Annotated in this window: 19 protein-coding genes; 9 read left to right on the top strand and 10 right to left on the bottom strand. The window is 66.0% G+C overall.

Annotated features, from left to right (window positions below; translation table 11 throughout):
* Window positions 1-49: 49 nt before the first annotated feature.
* Genes rseP through pyrH form a run of 6 tightly spaced genes read right to left on the bottom strand, consistent with a single transcriptional unit; the run spans window position 50 to window position 5,545 of the window.
* Window positions 50-1,396, bottom strand: a complete 1,347-nt coding sequence (gene rseP, locus BUR28_RS03700) for an RIP metalloprotease RseP (protein ID WP_074218897.1) — start codon at window positions 1,394-1,396, stop codon at window positions 50-52.
* Window positions 1,397-1,411: 15 nt separating this feature from the next.
* Window positions 1,412-2,602 carry a 1-deoxy-D-xylulose-5-phosphate reductoisomerase gene (dxr, locus tag BUR28_RS03695; protein ID WP_074218896.1) on the bottom strand — a complete coding sequence of 397 codons (1,191 nt, stop codon included), beginning with the start codon at window positions 2,600-2,602 and terminating at the stop codon, window positions 1,412-1,414.
* Window positions 2,603-2,605: 3 nt separating this feature from the next.
* Entirely contained in the window at window positions 2,606-3,397 is a 792-nt protein-coding gene (locus BUR28_RS03690) for a phosphatidate cytidylyltransferase (RefSeq protein WP_074218895.1), read from the bottom strand.
* Complete coding sequence (uppS, locus tag BUR28_RS03685) at window positions 3,397-4,122, bottom strand: polyprenyl diphosphate synthase (protein WP_256370870.1); 726 nt, start codon at window positions 4,120-4,122, stop codon at window positions 3,397-3,399. The genes BUR28_RS03690 and uppS overlap by 1 nt, the downstream gene beginning before the upstream one ends.
* Before the next feature lie 28 nt (window positions 4,123-4,150).
* Entirely contained in the window at window positions 4,151-4,720 is a 570-nt protein-coding gene (gene frr / locus BUR28_RS03680; RefSeq protein ID WP_074218894.1) for a ribosome recycling factor, read from the bottom strand.
* A 60-nt stretch (window positions 4,721-4,780) separates the two neighbouring features.
* Entirely contained in the window at window positions 4,781-5,545 is a 765-nt protein-coding gene (gene pyrH, locus BUR28_RS03675; protein WP_175566884.1) for a UMP kinase, read from the bottom strand.
* 93 nt (window positions 5,546-5,638) lie between these two features.
* Between pyrH and miaA the strand changes: the two genes are divergently transcribed.
* From miaA to BUR28_RS03640, 7 genes are all read left to right on the top strand, one after another.
* Window positions 5,639-6,511, top strand: a complete 873-nt coding sequence (gene miaA, locus BUR28_RS03670) for a tRNA (adenosine(37)-N6)-dimethylallyltransferase MiaA (RefSeq protein WP_074218893.1) — start codon at window positions 5,639-5,641, stop codon at window positions 6,509-6,511.
* A 124-nt stretch (window positions 6,512-6,635) separates the two neighbouring features.
* Window positions 6,636-7,424 carry an AraC family transcriptional regulator gene (locus tag BUR28_RS03665; protein ID WP_074218892.1) on the top strand — a complete coding sequence of 263 codons (789 nt, stop codon included), beginning with the start codon at window positions 6,636-6,638 and terminating at the stop codon, window positions 7,422-7,424.
* 246 nt (window positions 7,425-7,670) lie between these two features.
* Entirely contained in the window at window positions 7,671-9,320 is a 1,650-nt protein-coding gene (locus tag BUR28_RS03660; RefSeq protein ID WP_074218891.1) for an ABC transporter substrate-binding protein, read from the top strand.
* A 126-nt stretch (window positions 9,321-9,446) separates the two neighbouring features.
* Window positions 9,447-10,505, top strand: coding sequence for an ABC transporter permease (locus BUR28_RS03655; protein WP_074218890.1), 1,059 nt, complete (start codon window positions 9,447-9,449; stop codon window positions 10,503-10,505).
* A gap of 12 nt (window positions 10,506-10,517) precedes the next feature.
* Window positions 10,518-11,939, top strand: a complete 1,422-nt coding sequence (locus tag BUR28_RS03650; protein WP_074218889.1) for an ABC transporter permease — start codon at window positions 10,518-10,520, stop codon at window positions 11,937-11,939.
* A 98-nt stretch (window positions 11,940-12,037) separates the two neighbouring features.
* Entirely contained in the window at window positions 12,038-12,445 is a 408-nt protein-coding gene (locus BUR28_RS03645; RefSeq protein WP_074218888.1) for a hypothetical protein, read from the top strand.
* Between the two features lie 56 nt (window positions 12,446-12,501).
* A complete protein-coding gene (locus BUR28_RS03640) occupies window positions 12,502-14,583 on the top strand; it encodes a dipeptide ABC transporter ATP-binding protein (RefSeq protein WP_371441584.1) in 2,082 nt (693 codons plus the stop codon).
* An 85-nt stretch (window positions 14,584-14,668) separates the two neighbouring features.
* On the opposite strand, the gene BUR28_RS20325 is transcribed toward BUR28_RS03640, so the two are convergent.
* The 3 genes from BUR28_RS20325 to BUR28_RS03625 form a co-directional block, all read right to left on the bottom strand.
* Window positions 14,669-15,220, bottom strand: a complete 552-nt coding sequence (locus tag BUR28_RS20325) for an IS630 family transposase (protein WP_254813786.1) — start codon at window positions 15,218-15,220, stop codon at window positions 14,669-14,671.
* A 40-nt stretch (window positions 15,221-15,260) separates the two neighbouring features.
* Entirely contained in the window at window positions 15,261-15,626 is a 366-nt protein-coding gene (locus BUR28_RS20320; RefSeq protein ID WP_074218885.1) for a helix-turn-helix domain-containing protein, read from the bottom strand.
* A 143-nt stretch (window positions 15,627-15,769) separates the two neighbouring features.
* Window positions 15,770-16,324: a lytic transglycosylase domain-containing protein gene (locus BUR28_RS03625; RefSeq protein WP_371441608.1), complete on the bottom strand. Its 555-nt coding sequence runs from the start codon at window positions 16,322-16,324 to the stop codon at window positions 15,770-15,772.
* Window positions 16,325-16,525: 201 nt separating this feature from the next.
* Here BUR28_RS03625 and ssb point away from each other — a divergent pair, with 201 nt between their 5' ends.
* Both ssb and BUR28_RS03615 read left to right on the top strand, forming a co-directional pair.
* Window positions 16,526-17,011 (top strand): single-stranded DNA-binding protein, encoded by a 486-nt coding sequence (gene ssb / locus BUR28_RS03620; RefSeq protein ID WP_074218883.1) that lies wholly within the window; start codon window positions 16,526-16,528, stop codon window positions 17,009-17,011.
* Between the two features lie 24 nt (window positions 17,012-17,035).
* Window positions 17,036-18,121, top strand: a complete 1,086-nt coding sequence (locus BUR28_RS03615) for a site-2 protease family protein (protein ID WP_074218882.1) — start codon at window positions 17,036-17,038, stop codon at window positions 18,119-18,121.
* Window positions 18,122-18,176: 55 nt separating this feature from the next.
* Here the strand turns inward: BUR28_RS03615 and lipA are convergent, their stop codons facing one another.
* A complete protein-coding gene (gene lipA / locus BUR28_RS03610; protein ID WP_074218881.1) occupies window positions 18,177-19,133 on the bottom strand; it encodes a lipoyl synthase in 957 nt (318 codons plus the stop codon).
* Between the last annotated feature and the right edge of the window lie 185 nt (window positions 19,134-19,318).

The raw sequence follows: 19,318 nt of genomic DNA, 5'->3' as shown, positions 1-19,318 counted from the left end.
CCTACAGGGCCAATATGGCGGGATTGGGGCGGCGGCGCCTGACGGACGCTCAGGGGCAGACGATGTCGTTGGTCAGCGCGAAAGCCATGATCGCAATCAGCAGCGCAAAGCCCACCGCCATCAGAAAGCGCATCGCTGCGTCGCTCGGCGGACGGCCGGTGATCCCCTCGTAAAGGTAGAACACCAAATGCCCGCCATCGAGCACCGGGATCGGGAAAAGGTTCAGCAGCCCCACCGCCGCCGACAAGAGCGCGATGAACCATATGAAGTTCTCAAGCCCCTGACTTGCCGCTGCGCCCGAGCTTTCGGCGATGCCGATGGGCCCCGACAGGTTGCACGAGCTGATCTGGCCAGTGACCATGTGATAGAGGCCCGAAAGGCTCGATTGCAGAATGAAGCCGAGCTGGTCGACACCCTCGGCCAGCGCCTCGCCAGGACCCGGCGTGCGCTGGGCGGCCTCGAAGGCCAGCCCCCCGGTCATCCCGATCAGCCAGCGGGTTTCGAACCCGCCATCGGCCAGCGGAATGTCCATCGAACGCGGGGCAAGTTCGAAGGACAGCGTCTCGCCCCCGCGCCAAACCTCGAGCGTCAGCGGCGCGCCCTCGGTGGCAGCCACGCGATCCTGCAATTCGCGGAACGACCGGATCGGCGCTTCCTCAACGGCAACAACCACGTCGCCCGCTTGCAGGCCAACCTCGGACGCGGCGGACTGCGGCTGCACGGCATCCACCACAGGCGGGAAGGGATAGGGCCCGGCAACCTCGGTCTCGCGCCGATCCCGGCGGACGGTGTAGACTGTCGGCTCGCCCGGCGTCATTTCCGCCACCGCGTCGTAGAATCTGGCAAAATCGGGCGTCGGTGTGCCATTCAGCGCCACGATTGTGTCGCCCGGCGCAAGTTCGGCACGTTCCATCGCGGCAGGGGGCAGGTCGACCAGTTCGGCCACGGTCGGCGGTTCGACCGCGACGCCGCGCCAAAGGGCAAGTGCGGCAAACACCAGGATCGCAAGGGCAAAGTTGAAGAGCGGACCGGCCGCTACCGTGGCCGTGCGGGCCCAAAGCGGCGCGCCATGCATCGTCTGGCGCAGGGTCTGGGCATCCATACCCTCGACCTCGGGCGCGGCCTTGGCCGACGCGGCGTTCGCATCGCCCATGAAGCGCACATAACCGCCCAGCGGCAGCGCCGCGATCTGCCATTGCGTGCCGTGCTTGTCGGTGCGCGCGGCCAGAACCGGCCCGAAGCCCAGCGAGAATACCTCGGCCTTGATGCCCGACCAGCGGCCGACGATGTAGTGGCCGTATTCGTGGACGGTCACGATAATCGAAAGCGCCACGATGAAGGCGCCGACGGTGAACACGACATTCCCGAAGGTCGGGATCAGTGATGCGAAATCCAAATGTTCTGCCTTGCCCTAATAACTGCCCTGGCGTTCTGATCCGCGCACGATGTCCGCCGCGGCCTGACGTGCCAAATGGTCCACTTCCAGGACATTCTCAAGGCTGATTTGCATTTTTGTCAGGCCGCCCTCGCCCGAAAGGCGCGTAAGTACATCCTCGACAACACCGGCCATGCGCGGAAAGCTGATCTGCCGCGCGAGGAACGCGTCGAGCGCGGCTTCCTTGGCGGCGTTGAAGGCCGCCCCGGTCAGCCCGCCCGCCTCCATCACCTCTCGGGCGAGGCGCAGGGCGGGCCAACGTTTCTCGCAGGCGGAGCGGAAGTTGAGTTGCCCGATCTGGGCGAGGTCCAGCCGTGCCACCGGCAGGTCGCGCCGGTCGGGCCAGTTCAGTGCGTACCCGATGGCGTGCCGCATGTCGGGCGGGCCGACATGGGCCATGATCGCGCCGTCGCGGAAGCCGACCAGAGCGTGTATCAGGGATTCGGGGTGCACCACGGCCTCGATCCGTGCGGGGTCGCCGCCGAAATATTCCTTGGTCTCAATCAGTTCCAGCGCCTTGTTGAACATGGAGGCGCTATCGACGGTGATCCGCTGCCCCATCGCCCAATTCGGGTGGCTTGAGGCCTGTTCGGGGGTGGCGCTTTCCAGCGCCTCGATCGGCCAGTCGCGGAACGCGCCCCCCGAGGCGGTGATGATGATGCGCTCCACCGCGTCGATCTCTTCGCCCACCAGGGCCTGGAAGATCGCCGAATGCTCGCTATCTACTGGAAGGATTCGCGCGCCATGCGCCTCGGCTGTGCCCAGCAGCAGAGGGCCGGCAGTGACTAGGCTTTCCTTGTTGGCCAGCGCCAGTGTGGTGCCGTGTTTCAGCGCGCGCATGCCTGGCACCAGCCCGGCGGCGCCGACAATGGCAGACATGATCCAGTCGGCGGGGCGGTCGGCGGCCTCGGCCAGGGCTTGGGGTCCCGCGGCGGCCTCCACCCCCGAGCCGGCAAGCGCCGCTTCGAGATCGTCCAGACAGTCCGGGTAGGCGGTCACCGCGACATCCGCCCTGAGCGTGCGGGCCTGCTCTGCCAGCCGGGCGACGTTGCGCCCGCCAGTCAGCGCCACCACGTCATAGGCTTCGGCGCCCCCCTGCCGCTCCAGCAGGTCGACGGTGTTCTCGCCGATCGAACCGGTTGCGCCAAAGATCGTGATGCGCCGCATGATCTAGAACCTCACTTCGGGGACGTAGACGAACTGGGCCACCAGCAGCATGAAGAGCGCCGCGCCCAGCAGACCGTCGAACCTGTCGAACAGACCACCATGGCCGGGCAGTAGCGAAGAACTATCCTTGACCCCCATGCGGCGTTTGAGCGCGCTTTCGGCGGCATCGCCCATCTGGCTCGCGAAGGACAGCGCCATGGAAATCCAGGGCAGATCGCGCCCGGCATTGGTGAAGGTCAGGAATACGAGACCGATGAGAACGGCGGCGAACCAGCCGCCGAGCGTGCCGGCCCAGGTCTTCTTGGGGCTGACGCGGGGCCAGAACTTCGGGCCGCCGATGAAGCGGCCTGCGAAATAGCCCGCGACGTCGGTCGCGATCACGACCAGCACCAGCCAGACCAGCCAGACCATGCCATGCTCGCCGCGGAAAGTGGCCAGCCCGTAGCCGGCGACCAGAATGGCGAATGCGTAAAGCGCGTAGATCACGCGGTCGCGCGGCACGCGACCGGCGCCGACCAGCGCGGGCGCGGCCAGCAACGGCAGCGCGAAAACGCCGGGCAATGCCCAGGCCCCAAGGACCGCCGCACCGGAGAGCAGACCCATCTGCAGCGGCAGGCTGCCGCTACCGGGCGCCATCATACGCGCGACTTCCCAGACCATGATGCCCGACACGAGCGCCGCGAGTGCGGCGAACCAGACGCCGCCGAGCGCGATCAACACCACCCCCGCAACCGCCATGGCCGCGCCCGACAGGACGCGCGCCGAAAGGTCCTCCCAAGCGCCCTTTGCGGCCATCAGGCGCTGACCGCGCCGAAGCGGCGCTCACGCGTGCCGAAATTGTCCAGAATTTCCGCGAAATGGTCGCGGGTGAAATCGGGCCACAGCACCGGCGTAAACTCGTATTCCGCATAGGCCGACTGCCAGAGCAGGAAGTTGGAAATCCGCGCCTCGCCGGAGGTTCGGATCACCAGGTCGGGGTCGGGTAGAAGACAGGTGTCGAGGAAATGCGCCAGCGTCTCGGCATCCACATCCTCGGGGTCCAGCCGGCCGGCGGCCACCTCGCGGGCGAGCCGCTTGGTGGCGCGCGCCACCTCATCGCGGCCGCCGTAGTTCAGCGCGATGGTCAGGTGGACGAGGTCGTTGGCTTCGGTGAGTTCTTCCAGGCGGCGCATCATCTCGACCAGCTTGGGGTCCAGCCGGTCGCGGTCGCCGATGAAGCGCACGCGGACGCCGTTCTGCAGCAGTTCCTGCGCCTCTTTCTGGATGTAGCGGCGGAACAGCGTCATCAGGCCGGTCACCTCGGCCTGCGTGCGTTTCCAGTTCTCGGTCGAGAAGGCGAAGATGGTGAGGTACCGGATCCCGAGAGAGGGACAGGATTCGACGATCTCGCGCACCCGGCGCGCCCCGGCCTGGTGCCCGTACAGGCGCGGCCGCCCGCGCATCTGCGCCCAGCGGCCGTTGCCGTCCATGATGATCGCGACATGCGCCGGCCCGTTTGCCCGAATGTCTTTCGCGGCCACGCCGCCCCCTTTCCGATCCGACAGGTGATCAGACCTGCATGATCTCCTGCTGCTTGGCCTCAAGCGCCCTGTCGATCTGGGCGATATGCTGGTCGGTCATATCCTGGATCTCGTCGTGCCAGATCTTGTGATCGTCTTCGCTCATCCCTGCGGACTTGGCTTTCTTGAGTTGCTCCATCCCATCGCGGCGAACGTTGCGGACGGCCACCCGCGCCTGTTCGGCATATTGGGCCGCAACCTTTGACAATTCCTTGCGCCGTTCCTCGTTCAACTCGGGGATGGGCAGCATGATGATCGTGCCGTTGGTCTGCGGATTGATGCCGAGGCCCGACTCCATGATCGCCTTCTCGACCTTGCTGACCATCGACTTGTCCCAGACGTTGATCGTCACCATCCGAGGCTCGGGTACGTTGACGGTGCCGACCTGGTTGATCGGCATGGTGGCACCGTAGGCCTCGACCGAGATTGGGTCGAGCATGCTGGCCGAGGCGCGGCCGGTGCGCAACGAGGCGAACTCGTGCTTGAGCGAGTTCATCGCGCCGTCCATCCGGCGCTTCAGATCGTCGAGGTCGATCTCAAGGTCGTCGTCATCCGCCATGGCTGTGGTCTCTTCTCGTTGTCGCGGGGACGCATCGCGCGCGCCCCGAGTGCTATAGCGCTATCCGTGCACGATTGTATAGGTGCCTTCCCCGGCGAGGATGCCGCGAAACCCGCCGGGCTCGTCCAGGCTGAAGACGATGATCGGCAGGTCGTTGTCGCGGGCCAGCGCGATCGCTGAGGCGTCCATCACCTTGAGGTTCTTCTGCAGCACGTCGTCATAGGTGATATCGGCATAACGGCGGGCATCGGGGTCCTTCAATGGGTCCGCATCATAGACGCCATCGACCTTGGTGCCTTTGAAGATCGCCTCGCAAGCCATTTCATTCGCACGCAGAGTCGCCGCCGTGTCGGTGGTGAAATAGGGGTTGCCCGTCCCCGCGGCGAAGATGCAGACCCGGCCCTTTTCCAAGTGCCGGACGGCGCGGCGGCGGATATAGGGCTCCGCCACCTCGTCCATCCGGATCGCGCTGATCACCCGGGTGAAGACGCCCAGCCCCTCCAGCGCGGACTGCATCGCCAGCGCATTCATCACGGTCGCCAGCATGCCCATGTAGTCGGCGGTGGTCCGTTCCATGCCCTGGGCGCTGCCGGCCAGCCCGCGGAAGATGTTGCCGCCGCCGATCACCATGCAGATCTCGACCCCGAGATCGCGAACCGATTTCACTTCTCGCGCGATCCGCTCGACCGTGGGCGGGTGCAGGCCGTAGCCTTGGTCGCCCATCAGCGCCTCGCCCGAGATCTTCAGCAGGACACGTTTGTAGATCACCTTCGGGCGGTTGTCCGCGCCCGTGTCCTTCGCTTGATCGGTCCCGCCCTCTTCCATACTCTCTGCCTCGTTTTTTCGCGCTTTCCCGGTTGCCGGCAAAATGTCCGAAAAGCCTGCAAGGTTCAACGCCCAACGAGGTTCGCCGCTGCAATGGAGATCCCCCGTCTCGACCCCGATCGCCCGGTTCTGATAGCCGGCCCGACCGCCAGCGGAAAGTCGGCACTGGCGCTGCGCATCGCCGAGTCGCAGGGGGGCGTCATCGTGAACGCGGATGCGCTTCAGGTTTTCGCGGGCTGGCGGGTGCTGACCGCGCGGCCCAGGCCCGAGGACGAAGCGCGGGCGCCGCACGCGCTTTACGGGCATGTCGGCTGGGCGTCGGACTATTCCGTCGGGCATTGGCTGCGCGAGCTGGCGCCGCTGCTCGCGGGCGATGCGCGGCCGATCATCGTCGGCGGCACCGGGCTCTACTTCACCGCGCTGACCGAGGGTCTGGCCGATATCCCCCCGACTCCCGCGGAGGTCAGGGAAGAGGCAAATCGGCGTCTTGCCGCCGAAGGGCCGCAGGCCTTGCTCGCAGAAATCGACCCCAGAACCGCCGCTCGTATCGACCGGAGCAACCCTGTGCGAATCCAGCGGGCCTGGGAGGTGCTGACCGGCACCGGGCGCGGCCTCGCCTGCTGGCAGGATGACACGCCCCCGCCGCTCTTGCCGCTGGCGCAGGCGCAGCCGCTGGTGATCGAGGCCGGGAAAGACTGGCTGAACGCCCGCATCGACGCCCGCTTCGCGCGCATGCTGGCCGAGGGCGCCCTCGAGGAGGCGCGCGCCAACCTTCCGCGCTGGAACCCGGCACACCTGTCGACGCGGGCGATCGGGGCGCCGGAACTGATCGCCTACCTGAAGGGCGACATGACTCTGGCGGCCGCAAAGACGGCCGCCAACATCGCCTCCCGCCAGTACGCCAAGCGCCAGCGCACCTTGTTCCGCTCGCGTCTGGGCCACTGGCCGCGGCTGACCGTGGCCTGACGCGCACTCGGCGGATTCTTGACTAAAATGCACGATTGCGACTTGATTTTCTTTACGTGAGCCGCCGAATCAGCTGAGCGTTGCCCGGTTCGAACATCTGCGCATCACTAGGGCTCGATTTGCCATGACCCTTTTCCCGGAAATCCGCGTTGTGCCTTTCGCGCGTCTCACTCAGGGCGGCCGCTGGCGTGCCGAGGCGATGCGCAGCTATTCCGCGCCGCAACTGCTGTGGATCACCAAGGGCCAGGGCCGGATCACCGTCGCGGGCGTCACCCGAGGCTATGGCGCGCATAACGCGATCTACATTCCCGCCCACACGATGCACAGCTTCGAGATGACCGGCCAGGTTTACGGCTCGGCGGTGGTGTTCTCGGGGGTTCCCGACCTCGACCTGCCGGAAACGCCGCATCACCTGCGCATCCGCGACGGCCAGGTGCAGGTGGAACTCGTCACCCTGCTGGATGCGCTGGAACGCGAGCTTGCGGGCCGGAAACCCGGCGCGCAGCGGGCGATCCGGCACTATGCCGGGCTCGTCTCCGTCTGGCTCGACCGGCAGATCGCGGTGGCCGAGGACGCGGTGCCGGCCCCCGATTCCGCGCGCCGGCTCGCCGCAGGCTTCGCGGCGCTGGTGGAGAAGGAGTTCCGCGGCCCGAAATCGGTGTCGGACTATGCCGCTGACCTAGGCGTCACGGCGACACACCTGACGCGCATCTGCAACCAGACCTGCGGGCGCACGGCTTCGGACCTGCTGTCGGAACGCAAGATCAGTGAGGCGCGGCGCCTGCTGGCCGATACCCGCGCCCCGATCAAGGACATTGCGGGCGCGCTTGGCTATGCCTCGCCCGCCTATTTCACCCGCGCATTCCAGGCCCGCACAGGCCAGACGCCGAGGGGTTTTCGCCGGGAGACGTGATTGGCCATGCGCCGCTGCGGGCCAGCTTTCGGTTGCACAACGGCCAGATGTCGTTTTTGTTATAACTGGAAGTCGTTTTCGTGCAAGGAACCGACGCGATGAACAATTCGCGCGACGCGGCGTCGCGTCGAGAGTTCGAACGGAGGGGAAACACCGGCAAGACCGATCCGCCTCAGGTGGCAAGAACCAGGCATCAGGACCGGAGCCGACCGTTTCCATCTCAGACTAGGATACAGGGAGATCCCGATGACCATGACCGAAACCCGAGCCGACCGGATGCACCCGGCTGCCGAGATGTATGCGCGCGAATGCCGCGACGGGCTGCTGAGCCGCCGCGAGTTCCTGTCGCGGGCGACTGCGCTAGGTGTATCGGCCGGCGCCGCCTACGGGCTGATCGGGCTGCGCGCCCCCGCCCGCGCGCAGGGCACACCGCAGATGGGCGGCTCTCTGCGCATCCAGATGAACTGCCGCGAGCTCAAGGACCCGCGCACCTACGACTGGTCCGAACTCGGCAACGAGACCCGTGGCATCATCGAGTATCTGGTCGAGGTGCGACCCGACGGCGCCCTGCGCCCGATACTGCTGGAAAGCTGGGAAGCCAATGACGACGCGACCGAATACACCTTGAACGTTCGCCAGGGCGTCAAGTGGAACAACGGCGACGATTTCACCGCCGAGGACGTCGCGGCGAACATCGTCGGCTGGTGCGACGAATCGGTCGAGGGTAATTCAATGGCGGCGCGCATGGCCTCGCTGATCGAGGACGGCAAGGCCGCCGACGGCGCGGTCGAGGTGGTGGACGACCGCACAGTGGTGGTGCGCCCGCTGACGCCCGACGGGACACTGATGTTCGGCATGGCCGACTACCCCGCGGCGATCATGCATCGCGACAAGATCGGCACCTCGGTGCTGGATCACGGGATCGGCACCGGCGCCTACATGTTCGACGAGTTCAAGGTCGGCGAGCGCATCACGCTGGTGAAAAACCCCGACCACGAGTACTGGGGCGAGGCCTATCTCGACCGGGTCGAGTTCCTCGATTACGGCACTGACCCCTCGGCCTGGCTGGCCGGCGCCGATGCCGACGAGTTCGACATGACCTACGAGACGGTGTCCGACTTCATCGACATCTTCACTTCGATCGGCTGGGTCGAAAGCGAAGTCGGCACTGCCGCGACGGTGGTGATCCGCCCGAACCAGGAGGCCGAGGTAAACGGTGAGACGCCCTATGCCGACGTCAAGGTGCGCCGCGCGCTGGCGCTAGCGGTGGACAACTCGGTGCCGCTCGAACTCGGCATCTCCGGCCGTGGCTCGGAATCGAACAACAACTACCACGTGGCTCCGGGCGTCCATCCCGACCATGCCGATACGTCCCCGCACGAGAAGAACGTCGAGGAGGCGCGGCGCCTGATGGAAGAGGCCGGGATGATGGACTACGAGCACGATCTCGTCTCCATCGACGACGACTACCGCAAGAACACCACCGACGCAGTGGCGGCGCAGCTGAGGGATGCGGGCTTCAAGGTCAAGCGCACGGTGATGCCGGGATCGACCTTCTGGAACGACTGGACGAAGTATCCGTTCTCGTCGACCAACTGGAACCACCGCGAGACCGGCGTGCAGCTTCTCAACCTCGCCTACCGTTCGACCGCGGCCTGGAACGAGTGCGGCTACCGCTCGGAGGAGTTCGACGCGCTTCTGGACGCGGCGACGGCCGTCGCCGACAGCGGGTCCCGAAAGGAGGTCATGGCCAAGCTTCAGCAGATGATGGTGGATGACGGGGTGGCGATCATCCCTTATTTCCGCTCACTTTATCGTCACTACAAGGACGGCGTGGTCGGCGCCGAGATGCATCCGAAATTCGAGATCAACATCCACCACATGGGCTGGGCCTGACCCGGCGCGGCTGACCGATCGAAACGGGGGCGGCCTGTTCTGCCGCCGTAGTCCCGGCCGCTTGCGCCGGCAAGAACCGAACAGCCCCGCGCCGCCCCCGGGCGCGGGACCACAACAGGGGGGCCGATGGCACTATTCATTCTCAGGCGGGTTGGGGTCATGGCGCTGACGGCGTTGTGCATGACTTTCATCGTCTTCGTGCTGACCAACCTTCAGCCCAATCTGGAGAAACTGGCCAAGACCCAGGCCGGCTCCCGCATCACCGATGCCGAGGTGCAGAGCTGGCTGGACCGCAACGGCTATGGCGAGCCGATCCTGTCGCGCTATGGCCAATGGCTGGGCGTTCTGCCCGGCACGCTCGCGACCGACGCCGGCGGCACCCCGACCGGCGGGCGCTGCATGCGCGGCGAGAGCGGGATCGAAAGCGTCGAGGACGTCCCGCGTTATTGCGGGGTGCTGCAGGGCGACTGGGGCTATTCGACGAAATACCGCGTGGACGTGGCCGAGGTGATCGGCGAACGGCTGGCGCGCACCGGTGTGCTGATGTTCTGGGCCTTCGCCGTCATGGTGCCGATGGCCCTGATCATCGGCGTGCTCGCGGGCATGCGCGAAGGATCGGCCACCGACCGCACGCTTTCCACCTTCTCCATCGCCTCGACCTCGACGCCGGAATACGTCTCGGGCGTGATCTTCGTGGTGGTGTTCGCCTCGTCGATGGTGGGGCTGAAATGGTTCAACGGCTCGGCCAAGTCGGCGGTAGACGGGATCACCTTCGAGAACTTCACCCTGCCTGTCGCGACCATCGCGCTTTACGGCATGGGCTATATCGCGAGGATGACGCGGGCCAGCATGGCCGAGGTGATGACCGCGCAATACATACGCACTGCGCGGCTGAAGGGCGTGAAGTTCCGTACAATCGTGCTGCGCCACGCGCTTCGCAACGCACTGATCGCGCCCTTCACCGTCATCATGCTTCAATTCCCCTGGCTTCTGACCGGGGTCGTCATCGTCGAGGCGCTGTTCGTCTATCCGGGCTTCGGCAACGCGCTGGTCGAAGGCGCGCAGAACAACGATATCGACCTTCTGCTGGCGGTGTCGGTCGTGGCCGTGGTGGTGGTGCTGGTCACCCAGCTGATCTCGGATATCGGCTATGCCTTCCTCAATCCGCGCATCCGAGTCTCGTAGGGGAGCCCGACCATGGAACCGTTGAGTTGGACCGGGGCGCTGGGCCCATACCTGAATGTCGCGATCCAGATCGCCACGCTGGCGCTGGTGGTCTCGGTTATCGCGAATATCGCCGTCTCGTTCTTCACCGCCGACGAGCGGCTGCAATACGGCCCCGACGGCGCTGTGCTGCGCTCGTCCGACGCGACGCGCTTTACCCGGGCCGCGATGCTGCTGTCGCTCGCCGCGCTCGTGCTGATCGTGCTTGGCTATCTGATCGGTGGCATCCTGCTGCCCGACGAGCAGAAGGGCATCATCGGACGCATCTCGACCCGGTTCCTGCCGGTCTGGATCGCGCTGGGCGTCACCTTCGCGCTGTCCATCGCCTTCAAGCGTCGGCTGGGGCTTTATGGGCACCTGTTCGACAACATCATCGGGATGATCGGCTTCGGGCTGGTGATGTTCTGGGTGTTCTCGGCGATCTTTGCGGATCTGGTCGTGACCTTCGACCCCGTGCAGGATGTGATCTCGGGGATGAAGAACAAGGCGCCGGGCACGCCGCTGCCCTCGCCCGACGAGGGGCAATACGGCTATTACCTGCTGGGCGGCGACGCGCTGGCGCGCGACGTGTTCTCGCGCATGGTGTCGGGCGCGCGCGTCGTGCTGACAATCGCGCCGGCGGCCACGCTCTTCGCCTTCATGGTGGGGATCGTACTGGGAGTGCCGGCCGGCTATATGGGCGGCAGGTTCGACACCTCGCTGTCCTTCCTCGCCAACCTCGTGCTGGCCTTTCCGGTGATCCTGCTGTTCTTTCTGCTGGTGACGCCCGAGATCGTGCAGATGGGCGTGCCGACCTACATGGCGGCAGTTCTGTTTCTCTTCCCGATCGTGTTCCTGGTGATCCTGTGGAACTCACGCTTCCACACCCAGCCGATGACACGCAACATCCTGGTCGGGCTCACCTTGCTGATCGGCGGCTGGCTCTACCTGGGACTCGCCTGGGATCAGGACCCGTTCGGGCTCATCTCGATCCCCGGCGGCGTGCTGATCGTCTTCGTCTCGGTGGTCTTCGTGAACTCGCCCACCGTGTTCCGGATCGTCCGCGGCCTGACGCTGGACATCCGCACCCGCGACTACGTCGCCGCCGCCCAGACCCGCGGCGAGGGCGCGTGGTACATCATGCTGTGGGAGATCCTGCCCAACGCGCGGGGGCCGCTGCTCGTCGATTTCTGCCTGCGCATCGGCTACACCACGATCCTGCTCGGTACGCTCGGCTTCTTCGGCCTCGGCCTGCCGCCCGAGAGCCCTGACTGGGGCACCTCGATCAATGGCGGGCGGGGGCTGCTGCAATTTTTCCCGTTCCCGCCGCTGGTGCCGGCCATCGCGATCATGAGCCTCGTTCTGGGGCTGAACCTGCTGGCCGACGGCTTGCGCGAAGAAAGCCTGAAGGACTGAGCCGATGCGTGCGCCCAAACGACTCGGAGGGTGGGCGACTCCCGTTGTAGTCTTGTTGGACCGGTGCAGCCGCGCCGGTGACTTATTCGGAGTCTGACATGATTACTTCTTTCACCCGCGCCCTTACCCTCGGAATCGCGCTGGCCGGCGGAACGGCCGGGCTCGTCCTCGCGCAAGAAAGCCATCGCGTCCAGTTCGACCGGGGCAATGACAACGCCTATGTCGAAGGCACCGTCACTGGCAACGGTTATGTGGATTACCTGCTCGGCGCCCGCGCCGGACAGTCGATGGGCGTCTCACTCATCACGGACGACAGCGCCTTCTTCAACATCCTGCCGCCCGGCAGCGACGGGGTGGCGATCTACAATAGCTCGACCAGCGGCAACGATGCGGTCGGCGTCACCCTGCCTTCTGACGGCGACTACCGCATCCGCGTCTACCTGATGGGCAATCAGGCCGATACCGGCGCGACGGTGCCGTTCGGCCTGTCGATGACGATCATGTAAAGCAAGCCGGCGGCCGGGCCCCGGCCCGATCGCCCAAGACGGAAAGGCTGCCGAAGATGAAATGGGACCATGACGGCCCGATCCTTGAGATCGACAAGCTTTCGATCAGCTTCTTCACCCGGCGTCGCGAAATCCCGGCGGTGATGGATTTCTCCGTCACCGTGGAACCGGGCGAGGCGGTGGGGCTGGTGGGCGAATCCGGCTGCGGCAAGTCCACCGTGGCGCTCGGGGTGATGCAGGATCTGGGCGTCAACGGCCGGATCGTCGGCGGCTCGATTAAGTTCAAGGGGCGCGACCTTTCGGAGGTCTCCGAGGAGGAGCTGCGCGACCTGCGCGGCAACGAGATCGCGATGATCTACCAGGAGCCGATGGCGAGCCTGAACCCCGCGATGAAGGTCGGCAAGCAGCTCGTCGAGGTGCCGATGATCCATGACGGCACGCCCGAGAAGGAGGCGCTCAAGATGGCGCGGCAGGTCGTCGAGGACGTGCGCCTGCCCGACCCCGACCGTATCCTCGACGCCTATCCGCACCAGCTCTCGGGCGGCCAGCAGCAGCGCATCGTCATCGCCATGGCGCTGATGTCGAAGCCCTCGCTCTTGATCCTCGATGAACCGACCACCGCGCTCGACGTCACCGTCGAAGCCGGAATCGTCGATCTGGTCAAGGATCTGGGCAAGAAATACGGCACCTCGATGCTGTTCATCAGCCACAATCTGGGGCTGGTGCTGGAAACCTGCGACCGGCTTTGCGTGATGTATTCCGGCGAGGCCGTGGAGCGGGGCAGCATCAAGGACGTGTTCGACAAGATGCGCCACCCCTATACCCAGGCACTGTTCCGCTCGATCCCGCTGCCGGGTGCGGACAAGAACGAACGGCCGCTGGTGGCGATCCCCGGCAACTTCCCCCTGCCCCACGAACGTCCGCCGGGCTGCAATTTCGGCCCCCGCTGCGACTATTTCGAGGCCGGGCGCTGCGATGCGGGCCATATCTACATGACCGAGGTCCCCGGCGACGACCGGCACGAGACGCGCTGCCTGCGGTTTCAGGAAATCGACTGGGAGCAGCCGCCGGAGGCGGCCAAGAAGGCCCAGAAGGTCGAGGCCGGCGACGTGGTCCTGAAGATGGAGGAGCTGAAGAAATACTACGAGGTCAACGCCAACGCCCTCTTCGGCTCGGGCGGCACCAAGGTCGTCAAGGCCAACGAGACGCTCAGCTTCGCCGCGCGCGAATCCGAGACTCTGGCGATCGTGGGCGAATCCGGCTGCGGCAAGTCCACCTTCGCCAAGCTGCTGATGGGGCTGGAGACCGCCACGAGCGGCAAGATCCTGCTAGACAACCGCGAGATACAGGACATCCCGATCCAGCAACGCGGGCACAAGACCATCGCCGACGTACAGATGGTATTCCAGAACCCGTTCGATACGCTGAACCCCTCGATGACCGTGGGCCGGCAGATCATGCGCGCGCTCGAGGTGTTCGAGATCGGAGACGGCGAGGAAGACCGCCGCCAGCGGATGCTCGACCTGCTCGACCTTGTGAAACTGCCGCGTGAATTCGCCGACCGGATGCCGCGCCAGCTTTCGGGCGGGCAGAAACAGCGCGTCGGCATCGCGCGGGCCTTCGCCGGCGGCGCGCGGATCGTGGTGGCCGACGAGCCGGTCTCGGCGCTCGACGTGAGCGTGCAGGCGGCCGTCACCGACCTGCTGCTGGAGATTCAGCGCGAGCAGAAGACGACGCTTCTGTTCATCGCCCACGACCTGTCGATCGTGCGCTATCTCTCCGACCGGGTGATGGTCATGTATCTGGGCCATGTCGTGGAGCTCGGCGCCACCGACCAGGTCTTCGCCCCGCCCTACCATCCCTATACCGAGGCGCTTCTGTCGGCGGTGCCGATTGCCGATACCCATGTGAAGAAGAAGCGCATCGTGCTGGAGGGCGAGATCCCGTCGGCGATGAACCCGCCACCCGGCTGCCCGTTCCAGACCCGTTGCCGCTGGAAGGACCGCGTGCCGGGCGATCTCTGCGAGCGCGAGGTGCCGCCGATGGTGACGCTGGCCGAGGGCCACCGGATCAAGTGCCACCTTTCGCAGGAGGAGCTTGAAACGATGGAGCCGGTGATTCAGGTCGCGGCGGAGTAAACCAATCACTGCGAGAATGCGCTACGCAAAAGCCATTGAGACAACGCATCAGTTAATAATGGCCACGTCCTAGAGCGCGTCGCATTTAATCGGCCTCATAGCCGGCCGCCTTGAAGTAGTTGTAGCATTCTTGGTCTGAGACGAGGTCGCAGACATGGCCGACGGCCGCCCAAAGTTGATCGTAGGTTCGCGCGGCTGCCTTCCTTATGAGCGACTTCAGCTTTGAGAACGCCATTTCGATGGGGTTCAGGTCCGGGCTGTAAGGCGGCAAGAACAGGAACCAGGTGCCAATCGCACGCAGGGACGCCGCTGCGGCCGGGGCCTTATGGCTCGACAGGTTGTCGAGAATGACAACGTCGCCTTTGCGCAGCGTCGGCCCCAGCTGGGTTTCGATGTAGAGGGCGAACATCTCGGCGTTCATCGCCCCGTCGATGATCCATGGTGCGTCGAGCCGGTCGTGGCGCAGGGCCGCGACGAAGGTCTGGGTGCGCCAATGTCCGAACGGCGCGTGATCGACGAGGCGCTGCCCGAACGGGGCCCAGCCGGTCGTCCTGGCCATGTTGGTTTTGACCGAGGTCTCGTCCACAAAGGCCAGCCGGTCCAGATGGTTGGCCATGAAGGGCTGGCGTTTCGCGATCCAGATGCGCCGCAGATCGGCGACATCCTTGCGCTTCTGCTCAAGCGCCTGCAGGTCTTTTTTCGTGCGTCAGACCAAGCCCGCGCAGCACCCGCCAGATCGTGCCGCGATGGACCTCGATGCCATGGGTTTCGGCCAGCTCAACGGCCAATTCATCGAGCGTGATCTCGCCATTGGCGGCGACGCGGGCTTCGATCCAGCCGGTCACGCCCGCAAGCTTGCCGTGCCCGCCGCCATTGCCTTGGGGCCGGGGCTTGAGTGATCCGGTCTCGCGACGCAGTTTGATCAGCTCGTTCACGAACTTCGGCGATACTCGGAAGTGCCGTGCCGCTTCGCGATGCCCATGACCTTCGTCCACGAACGCGACGACACGCTCGCGTAGCTCTATCGGATGTGGTTTGCCCATCTATGACCCCCATATCTGCCTCAAAGAGACGGAATCACATCACGGCCAATCTGGGAATCCTGAATCCGAAAGCCGGCGACACGCTCTAGGCGAACGGTGTCGGCGCAGCCGCAACCGCACGGACCAATTGGGCTGCCCGGCCCTCAGCTGCCCCAGATACGGCGAACGTAATTGCGGGTCTCGCGATAGGGCGGCACGCCGCCGTGCCGCTCAACCGCCTCCGGCCCCGCGTTGTAGGCCGCCAGCGCCAGGCGCCAGGACCGGAACCGGTCGTATTGCGTGCGCAGGTAGCGCGCACCGCCGTCGAGGTTCTGGCGCGGATCGCGCGGGTTCACGCCAAGCCGGCGCGCGGTTGCGGGCATGAGTTGCGCCAGCCCGATTGCGCCCTTGTGCGACACCGCCTGCGGGTTCCAGGCCGATTCCTGCTGCACCAGGCGGAGGAACAGGTCTTCAGGCACGCCGTGACGGCGCGCTGCGGCGCGAGCATGGTCCAGAAACTCGCCCCGATACGCCCCGTTATAGGACAGCCCCCCGCCCCGCGAAGGCGTGACGACCCGCTGCGGCTGAAGCCGTATCGAGTTGGCATATTGCTGCGCGGCCCGGTTGTCGAGAACGCGGGTTTGCGACGCGAACAGCGCCGCGCGGGCCTTGGACGAAACCGTGGTCTCGGCCAATCCGGGCCCCGCGGCCAGCCCCATCAGGGCCATCGTACCGATTACGTTTCGCACTGCCGTCCCTCGCGTTCCGGCCCGTTCTTGTCATGCCGCAACATAGCGAGAATTGCTCCGTCGGGCCAGCCCCGCCATCGGGCCGGAGGATTTTGACCTTCCCTTAACCCTGCCGGGGTGGTGTAAGGGATAAAATGCGAACGGCGCAGATTCGAGAAAGGGGGCACGCAGATGGCGGGTTCGGTCAACAAGGTCATTCTCATCGGCAATCTCGGCCGCGACCCCGAGGTGCGGAGCTTTCCCGACGGCGGCAAGCTCTGCAACCTGCGGATCGCGACCTCCGAAAACTGGAAGGACCGCAACACCGGCGAGCGCCGCGAACGCACCGAATGGCACAATGTGGTGCTGCGCGGCGAGGGCTTGGTGCGGGTGGCCGAGCAATACCTGCGCAAGGGCTCCAAGGTCTATGTCGAGGGGAGCCTTCAGACACGCAAATGGCAGGACCAGTCCGGTCAGGACCGCTATTCCACCGACGTGGTGGTGGCCGGCGTGGGCGGGGTGCTGACCATGCTCGACGGCCGCTCCGACAGCGGAGGCGGTGGCGGAGGCGGCTATGGCGGCGGCTACGACCAGGACCGAGGTGGGGATTTCGGCGGCGGGGGTGGCGGACGCGGCCCGGCGCCGGCTGGCGATCTCGACGACGAGATTCCGTTCTAAGGCAGCCCGGCGGGCAAGCGCGGGATGAGCCTGTCCTTCCCCATCGGCCGGTTGTTCGGCTCTGAAGTCCGGGTGCATGCCACCTTCTTTCTGTTGCTCGCTTGGATCGGCGCCGCTGCATGGATCGCGGGCGGCCCGATCGCCGCGGCGGGCAACGTGCTGTTTGTGCTGGCGCTGTTCGCCTGCGTGGTCGCGCACGAATTTGGCCACGCGCTGGCCGCGCGGCGCTATGGCATCGCGACGCCGGACATCACGCTCCTGCCGATCGGCGGGCTCGCGCGACTTGACCGGATGCCGGAAAAGCCGGCGCAGGAGATCGTCGTCGCCCTCGCCGGTCCCGCGGTGAACGTGGTGATCTGGGCGGTGCTTGTCCTGCTCGGCGCTGAGACCGACTTGGAGAAACTCGCTGCGATCGAGGAGCCTGGCCTAGCCGGGTTCTGGGGCAAGCTGGCGGCGCTGAACCTGTTCCTTGTGCTGTTCAACATGATCCCGGCCTTCCCGATGGACGGTGGTCGGGTGTTCCGCGCCGCGCTGTCCGCCGTCATGGGCCGGGTCGCGGCGACAAGGGCCGCCGCGCGCTCGGGACAGGTGCTGGCCTTCGTTTTCGGTTTTCTCGGGTTGACCTGGGGCAACCCGATCCTGCTGCTGATCGCGATCTTCGTGTTTCTCGCGGCGGGCGCGGAAAGCGCGGATGTCTCGCTCCGTGACATGGCTGGGCACATGCGGGCGCGCGATGCGATGATCACCCAGTTCGAGGCGCTGCAACCCGCCGATACGCTGCAGATCGCGTCGAATGCAGTCATCCGAACCACCCAGCACGAGTTCCCCGTGGTCGACGCAGGCGGCGGGCTGCGCGGGTTCCTGACGCGCAACGCGCTTTTTGCCGCGCTGGCAGAGGGCAACAAGATGCGCTCCGTTTCCGAGGCGATGACCGAAGGCATCCCGACCGTCCCGCTGACCGCCCCGCTCGCCGCCGCGCTCGACGCGTTGCAGGATTCGGGCGCGCCGGCGGTCGCCGTGACCGAGCCTTCGGGCCGGATGATCGGCTATATCACGCGGGAGAATATCGGCGAGTTGATGGTAATCTCGGGCCGCGACCGGCGGCTTTGAGAGGCAGCCGGTCGCGCTGGCGGGATTTTGCGTCGTTCTGCGCAGCGCGGGCCGTTCAGCGCCCCGCCACCGCCCGCTCGCGCGCGGCCTTGAGCCGGGCGAAATCCTCGCCCGCGTGGTAGCTGGATCGTGTAAGCGGCGTGGCCGAAACCATCAGAAATCCCTTGCCGTAGGCCGCCCGTTCGTAAGCCGCGAACTCCTCCGGCGTCACGAAACGCGCGACGGCGTGGTGCTTGGACGTCGGCTGCAGGTACTGGCCGATGGTCAGGAAATCCACGTCGGCCGAGCGCAGGTCGTCCATGACCTGAAGGACGGCCTGCCGCTCCTCGCCGAGCCCCGCCATGATGCCCGACTTGGTAAACGCGGTCGGGTCGATCTCCTTCACGCGTTGCAACAGGCGGAGCGAGTGGAAGTAGCGCGCCCCGGGCCGGACCTCCGGGTAGAGTCCGGGCACGGTCTCGAGATTGTGGTTGAACACGTCCGGCTTGGCCGCGACTACAGATTCCAGCGCCTCGGGGCCGCATTTCAGGAAGTCGGGCGTCAGCACCTCGATCGTGGTGTCCGGCGCGCGGTGGCGGATCGCGCGGATCGTCTGCGCGAAATGCGCAGCCCCGCCATCCTCGAGATCGTCGCGATCCACCGAGGTAATGACGACGTGATTGAGGCCGAGCTTCTGCACCGCATCGGCCACCCGCCCCGGTTCGAAGATGTCCAGCGCCTCGGGCCGGCCGGTGGCCACATTGCAGAACGTGCAGCCGCGCGTGCAGATCTCGCCCATGATCATCATGGTGGCGTGGCCGTGCGCCCAGCACTCGCCCACGTTCGGGCATCCCGCCTCCTCGCAAACCGTGGCAAGTCCATGCTCGCGGATCACCTTGTGCGTGTCGCGATAGCCCTGCCCGCCGGGCGCGCGGACGCGGATCCAGGCAGGTTTCTTCGGTTGCGAATTGTCCGGCCGATGCGCCTTTTCGGGATGACGCTGGCCGGGGATCTTGAGGTCTCTGGGGCTCATGGCGCTGGGTTCCTTCCGCCTGCTCCCGATCTAACCTCTCCGGGCGGGGAAGTCCAACCCCGCCCGGCTTGCGGGCATGCGGTCGGCCTCAGAAGTCCTGCCAACCGCCCAAGCCGACCGCGGGCCTTCTCCGGCGCGGTGTCGGCGGCGCTGTTCTGGACGAGACGCAGCGGCGCCATCGCGCC

The sequence above is a fragment of the Rhodovulum sp. ES.010 genome (genome assembly GCF_900142935.1).
Lineage (GTDB): Bacteria > Pseudomonadota > Alphaproteobacteria > Rhodobacterales > Rhodobacteraceae > Rhodovulum.
Note: the sequence above shows the minus strand (reverse complement) of the source record. Positions and strands in the feature narration are given on the sequence as shown.

Coding starts and splice junctions, on each gene's coding strand:
- miaA (WP_074218893.1), top strand. CDS start 5,639: ATGGAGATCCCCCGTCTCGACCCCGATCGCCCGGTTCTGATAGCCGGC.
- BUR28_RS03660 (WP_074218891.1), top strand. CDS start 7,671: ATGACCATGACCGAAACCCGAGCCGACCGGATGCACCCGGCTGCCGAG.
- BUR28_RS03690 (WP_074218895.1), bottom strand. CDS start 3,397: ATGGCCGCAAAGGGCGCTTGGGAGGACCTTTCGGCGCGCGTCCTGTCG.
- BUR28_RS20320 (WP_074218885.1), bottom strand. CDS start 15,626: ATGGGCAAACCACATCCGATAGAGCTACGCGAGCGTGTCGTCGCGTTC.
- BUR28_RS03665 (WP_074218892.1), top strand. CDS start 6,636: ATGACCCTTTTCCCGGAAATCCGCGTTGTGCCTTTCGCGCGTCTCACT.
- BUR28_RS03625 (WP_371441608.1), bottom strand. CDS start 16,324: ATGGGGCTGGCCGCGGGGCCCGGATTGGCCGAGACCACGGTTTCGTCC.
- ssb (WP_074218883.1), top strand. CDS start 16,526: ATGGCGGGTTCGGTCAACAAGGTCATTCTCATCGGCAATCTCGGCCGC.
- BUR28_RS03655 (WP_074218890.1), top strand. CDS start 9,447: ATGGCACTATTCATTCTCAGGCGGGTTGGGGTCATGGCGCTGACGGCG.
- frr (WP_074218894.1), bottom strand. CDS start 4,720: ATGGCGGATGACGACGACCTTGAGATCGACCTCGACGATCTGAAGCGC.
- BUR28_RS03650 (WP_074218889.1), top strand. CDS start 10,518: ATGGAACCGTTGAGTTGGACCGGGGCGCTGGGCCCATACCTGAATGTC.
- BUR28_RS03645 (WP_074218888.1), top strand. CDS start 12,038: ATGATTACTTCTTTCACCCGCGCCCTTACCCTCGGAATCGCGCTGGCC.
- BUR28_RS03640 (WP_371441584.1), top strand. CDS start 12,502: ATGAAATGGGACCATGACGGCCCGATCCTTGAGATCGACAAGCTTTCG.
- dxr (WP_074218896.1), bottom strand. CDS start 2,602: ATGCGGCGCATCACGATCTTTGGCGCAACCGGTTCGATCGGCGAGAAC.
- lipA (WP_074218881.1), bottom strand. CDS start 19,133: ATGAGCCCCAGAGACCTCAAGATCCCCGGCCAGCGTCATCCCGAAAAG.
- BUR28_RS03615 (WP_074218882.1), top strand. CDS start 17,036: ATGAGCCTGTCCTTCCCCATCGGCCGGTTGTTCGGCTCTGAAGTCCGG.
- pyrH (WP_175566884.1), bottom strand. CDS start 5,545: ATGGAAGAGGGCGGGACCGATCAAGCGAAGGACACGGGCGCGGACAAC.